Origin of the sequence: Comamonas jiangduensis, assembly GCF_030162955.1 — a bacterium.
GTDB classification, from domain to species: domain Bacteria; phylum Pseudomonadota; class Gammaproteobacteria; order Burkholderiales; family Burkholderiaceae_C; genus Comamonas; species Comamonas jiangduensis.
This window is the reverse complement of sequence record NZ_JARXOV010000032.1, coordinates 1-5331: the sequence shown is the minus strand read 5'-3', so window position 1 is coordinate 5331 and position 5331 is coordinate 1. Positions and strand designations below refer to the sequence as shown.

2 tRNA genes and 3 rRNA genes are annotated in these 5331 nt (G+C 50.8%); all 5 read left to right on the top strand.

Annotated elements, in window-relative coordinates:
- Nucleotides 1-30: 30 nt before the first annotated feature.
- The 5 genes from QEP12_RS16740 (at nucleotide 31) to rrf (ending at nucleotide 5322) form a co-directional block, all read left to right on the top strand.
- A 16S ribosomal RNA gene (locus tag QEP12_RS16740) occupies nucleotides 31-1563 on the top strand.
- Nucleotides 1564-1650: 87 nt separating this feature from the next.
- A tRNA-Ile gene (locus QEP12_RS16735) sits at nucleotides 1651-1727 on the top strand.
- Nucleotides 1728-1748: 21 nt separating this feature from the next.
- Nucleotides 1749-1824: transfer RNA gene (locus tag QEP12_RS16730), tRNA-Ala, on the top strand.
- Nucleotides 1825-2202: 378 nt separating this feature from the next.
- A 23S ribosomal RNA gene (locus tag QEP12_RS16725) occupies nucleotides 2203-5083 on the top strand.
- Nucleotides 5084-5209: 126 nt separating this feature from the next.
- Nucleotides 5210-5322: ribosomal RNA gene (gene rrf / locus QEP12_RS16720) — 5S ribosomal RNA — on the top strand.
- Together the 16S, 23S and 5S rRNA genes with 2 tRNA genes alongside form the textbook arrangement of a ribosomal RNA operon.
- The last annotated feature ends 9 nt before the right edge of the window (nucleotides 5323-5331 follow it).

Below are 5331 nucleotides of genomic sequence, written 5' to 3'. Positions count from 1 at the left end.
TAGTCGAGAGACTTTAAATTTATCAAGATCGAACTGTAGAGTTTGATCCTGGCTCAGATTGAACGCTGGCGGCATGCCTTACACATGCAAGTCGAACGGTAACAGGTCTTCGGATGCTGACGAGTGGCGAACGGGTGAGTAATACATCGGAACGTGCCTAGTAGTGGGGGATAACTACTCGAAAGAGTGGCTAATACCGCATGAGATCTACGGATGAAAGCAGGGGATCGCAAGACCTTGTGCTACTAGAGCGGCTGATGGCAGATTAGGTAGTTGGTGGGATAAAAGCTTACCAAGCCGACGATCTGTAGCTGGTCTGAGAGGACGATCAGCCACACTGGGACTGAGACACGGCCCAGACTCCTACGGGAGGCAGCAGTGGGGAATTTTGGACAATGGGCGAAAGCCTGATCCAGCAATGCCGCGTGCAGGATGAAGGCCTTCGGGTTGTAAACTGCTTTTGTACGGAACGAAAAGCTTCGGGTTAATACCCTGGAGTCATGACGGTACCGTAAGAATAAGCACCGGCTAACTACGTGCCAGCAGCCGCGGTAATACGTAGGGTGCAAGCGTTAATCGGAATTACTGGGCGTAAAGCGTGCGCAGGCGGTTTTGTAAGACAGAGGTGAAATCCCCGGGCTCAACCTGGGAACTGCCTTTGTGACTGCAAGGCTAGAGTACGGCAGAGGGGGATGGAATTCCGCGTGTAGCAGTGAAATGCGTAGATATGCGGAGGAACACCGATGGCGAAGGCAATCCCCTGGGCCTGTACTGACGCTCATGCACGAAAGCGTGGGGAGCAAACAGGATTAGATACCCTGGTAGTCCACGCCCTAAACGATGTCAACTGGTTGTTGGGTCTTAACTGACTCAGTAACGAAGCTAACGCGTGAAGTTGACCGCCTGGGGAGTACGGCCGCAAGGTTGAAACTCAAAGGAATTGACGGGGACCCGCACAAGCGGTGGATGATGTGGTTTAATTCGATGCAACGCGAAAAACCTTACCCACCTTTGACATGTACGGAATCCTTTAGAGATGAAGGAGTGCTCGAAAGAGAGCCGTAACACAGGTGCTGCATGGCTGTCGTCAGCTCGTGTCGTGAGATGTTGGGTTAAGTCCCGCAACGAGCGCAACCCTTGCCATTAGTTGCTACATTTAGTTGAGCACTCTAATGGGACTGCCGGTGACAAACCGGAGGAAGGTGGGGATGACGTCAAGTCCTCATGGCCCTTATAGGTGGGGCTACACACGTCATACAATGGCTGGTACAAAGGGTTGCCAACCCGCGAGGGGGAGCTAATCCCATAAAGCCAGTCGTAGTCCGGATCGCAGTCTGCAACTCGACTGCGTGAAGTCGGAATCGCTAGTAATCGTGGATCAGAATGTCACGGTGAATACGTTCCCGGGTCTTGTACACACCGCCCGTCACACCATGGGAGCGGGTCTCGCCAGAAGTAGGTAGCCTAACCGCAAGGAGGGCGCTTACCACGGCGGGGTTCGTGACTGGGGTGAAGTCGTAACAAGGTAGCCGTATCGGAAGGTGCGGCTGGATCACCTCCTTTCTGGAAAATAAAGCAGTTCAAGTTTGAACGCCCACACTTATCGGTTGTTGGATGGCAACTGTTAAAGCCGCAAGGTTTTAATGGATTGGGTCTGTAGCTCAGCTGGTTAGAGCACTGTGTTGATAACGCAGGGGTCGTTGGTTCGAGCCCAACTAGACCCACCAAACTTCCAATGCAAAAACCCAGGGGGATTAGCTCAGCTGGGAGAGCACCTGCTTTGCAAGCAGGGGGTCGTCGGTTCGATCCCGTCATCCTCCACCAAGATTCAAGTGAATCAGAATTGATAGCATGAAAGAATGCTACAATCGCTGGCTCGCTGCAATACAAAAGCACTCTGGCTCAGAGTGCTTTTGTATTGAGATGAATCTCAATAGGCTGTTCTTTAAAAATTCATAGAGTCGAAATCAGTATTGCTGACGGAAACACCCTTTGAGGTGACCGTGCCGTCAGCAATTATTTGATTGCGTCAACACGAATTCAACTTTTTGAATTCATGTAATGACGAATATTCTCTAAAGCTGTGTCGAAAGACGCAGCCGCAAGATATTCACATTACGGCATAACGCGTGAGGTGTGAGACCTCACAAGTCTTTGAACTCGAAATATGGCGATTTCTGGCAACAGAGATCAAAGTTATAGGGTCAAGTGACTAAGAGCATATGGTGGATGCCTTGGCGATTACAGGCGATGAAAGACGTGATAGCCTGCGATAAGCTTCGGGGAGCTGGCAAATAAGCTTTGATCCGGAGATTTCTGAATGGGGAAACCCACCTAGCAATAGGTATCACACACTGAATACATAGGTGTGTGAAGCGAACCTGGAGAACTGAAACATCTAAGTACCCAGAGGAAAAGACATCAACCGAGATTCCGATAGTAGTGGCGAGCGAATTCGGAAGAGCCTTCTAGTGATAGTCGATGAGTTAACAAAATGGTCTGGAAAGGCCAACCATAGTGGGTGATAGTCCCGTATGTGAAAACTCATCGGTGGTACTAGGCTAGAGACAAGTAGGGCGGGACACGAGAAATCCTGTCTGAATATGGGGGGACCATCCTCCAAGGCTAAATACTCGTAATCGACCGATAGTGAACCAGTACCGTGAGGGAAAGGCGAAAAGAACCCCGGGAGGGGAGTGAAATAGATCCTGAAACCGTATGCTTACAAAAAGTAGGAGCCTCGAAAGGGGTGACTGCGTACCTTTTGTATAATGGGTCAGCGACTTACATTCAGTGGCAAGCTTAACCGAGTAGGGAAGGCGTAGAGAAATCGAGTCCGAATAGGGCGTCCAGTCGCTGGGTGTAGACCCGAAACCAAGTGATCTAACCATGGCCAGGATGAAGGTGCCGTAACAGGTACTGGAGGTCCGAACCGACTGATGTTGCAAAATCAGCGGATGAGCTGTGGTTAGGGGTGAAAGGCTAAACAAACTTGGAAATAGCTGGTTCTCTCCGAAAACTATTTAGGTAGTGCCTCAAGTATTACCTGCGGGGGTAGAGCACTGTTTTGGCTAGGGGGTCATGGCGACTTACCAAACCAATGCAAACTCCGAATACCGCAGAGTACAGCTTGGGAGACAGAGCACCGGGTGCTAACGTCCGGACTCAAGAGGGAAACAACCCAGACCGCCAGCTAAGGTCCCTAAAATTGGCTAAGTGGGAAACGAAGTGGGAAGGCTAAAACAGTCAGGATGTTGGCTTAGAAGCAGCCATCATTTAAAGAAAGCGTAATAGCTCACTGATCGAGTCGTCCTGCGCGGAAGATGTAACGGGGCTAAGCCAGTTACCGAAGCTGCGGATGTGCAATTTATTGCACGTGGTAGGAGAGCGTTCTGTAAGCCTGTGAAGGTGTCTGGTAACGGATGCTGGAGGTATCAGAAGTGCGAATGCTGACATGAGTAGCGTTAAAGGGGGTGAAAAGCCCCCTCGCCGTAAGCGCAAGGTTTCCTACGCAACGTTCATCGGCGTAGGGTGAGTCGGCCCCTAAGGCGAGGCAGAGATGCGTAGCTGATGGGAAACAGGTCAATATTCCTGTACCGATCAATAGTGCGATGTGGGGACGGAGAAGGTTAGCTCAGCCACCTGTTGGAATAGGTGGTTCAAGCCTGTAGTCATGCCTGGTAGGCAAATCCGCCGGGCTAAGATGAGGGGTGATAACGAGTGTGCTTGCACACGAAGTGAGTGATACCCTGCTTCCAGGAAAAGCCACTAAGCTTCAGCTATTGATTGACCGTACCGCAAACCGACACTGGTGCGCGAGATGAGTATTCTAAGGCGCTTGAGAGAACTCTGGAGAAGGAACTCGGCAAATTGATACCGTAACTTCGGGAGAAGGTATGCCCTTGGTATGTGAAGTTGAACAAACGGAGCAGAAAAGGGTTGCAAAAAATCGGTGGCTGCAACTGTTTAATAAAAACACAGCACTCTGCAAACACGAAAGTGGACGTATAGGGTGTGACGCCTGCCCGGTGCTGGAAGATTAAATGATGGGGTGCAAGCTCTTGATTGAAGTCCCAGTAAACGGCGGCCGTAACTATAACGGTCCTAAGGTAGCGAAATTCCTTGTCGGGTAAGTTCCGACCTGCACGAATGGCGTAATGATGGCCACACTGTCTCCTCCAGAGACTCAGCGAAGTTGAAATGTTTGTGATGATGCAATCTCCCCGCGGAAAGACGGAAAGACCCCATGAACCTTTACTGTAGCTTTGTATTGGACTTTGAACGGATCTGTGTAGGATAGGTGGGAGGCTTTGAAGCCAGGACGCTAGTTCTGGTGGAGCCGACGTTGAAATACCACCCTGGTGCGTTTGAGGTTCTAACCTAGGTCCCTAATCGGGATCGGGGACAGTGCATGGTAGGCAGTTTGACTGGGGCGGTCTCCTCCCAAAGCGTAACGGAGGAGTTCGAAGGTACGCTAGTTACGGTCGGACATCGTGACGATAGTGCAATGGCATAAGCGTGCTTAACTGCGAGACTGACAAGTCGAGCAGATGCGAAAGCAGGACATAGTGATCCGGTGGTTCTGTATGGAAGGGCCATCGCTCAACGGATAAAAGGTACTCTGGGGATAACAGGCTGATACCGCCCAAGAGTTCATATCGACGGCGGTGTTTGGCACCTCGATGTCGGCTCATCTCATCCTGGGGCTGTAGTCGGTCCCAAGGGTATGGCTGTTCGCCATTTAAAGAGGTACGTGAGCTGGGTTTAAAACGTCGTGAGACAGTTTTGTCCCTATCTTCCGTGGGCGCTGCAGATTTGAGGAAGCCTGCTCCTAGTACGAGAGGACCGGAGTGGACACACCTCTGGTGTACCTGTTGTCACGCCAGTGGCATCGCAGGGTAGCTACGTGTGGAAGAGATAACCGCTGAAAGCATCTAAGCGGGAAACTCGTTTCAAGATAAGATCTGCCGGGGCCTTGAGCCCCCTGAAGGGTCGTTGTAGACCACGACGTTGATAGGCTGGGTGTGGAAGCGCAGTAATGCGTTAAGCTAACCAGTACTAATTGCCCGTGCGGCTTGACCCTATAACTTTGATACTGCTGTATAGCGGTTCAGACTAGTTATGCCAGTTGCGCAATCAAATACCAAAAAAACTGATTTTTACTCTATGAATTTGATGAGCAGCTAGTGCTGCTCATGCACAAGTTATGCCTAGTGACCATAGCAAGTTGGTACCACTCCTTCCCATCCCGAACAGGACCGTGAAACGACTTAGCGCCGATGATAGTGCGGGTTCCCGTGTGAAAGTAGGTCATCGCTAGGCTCTTACAGC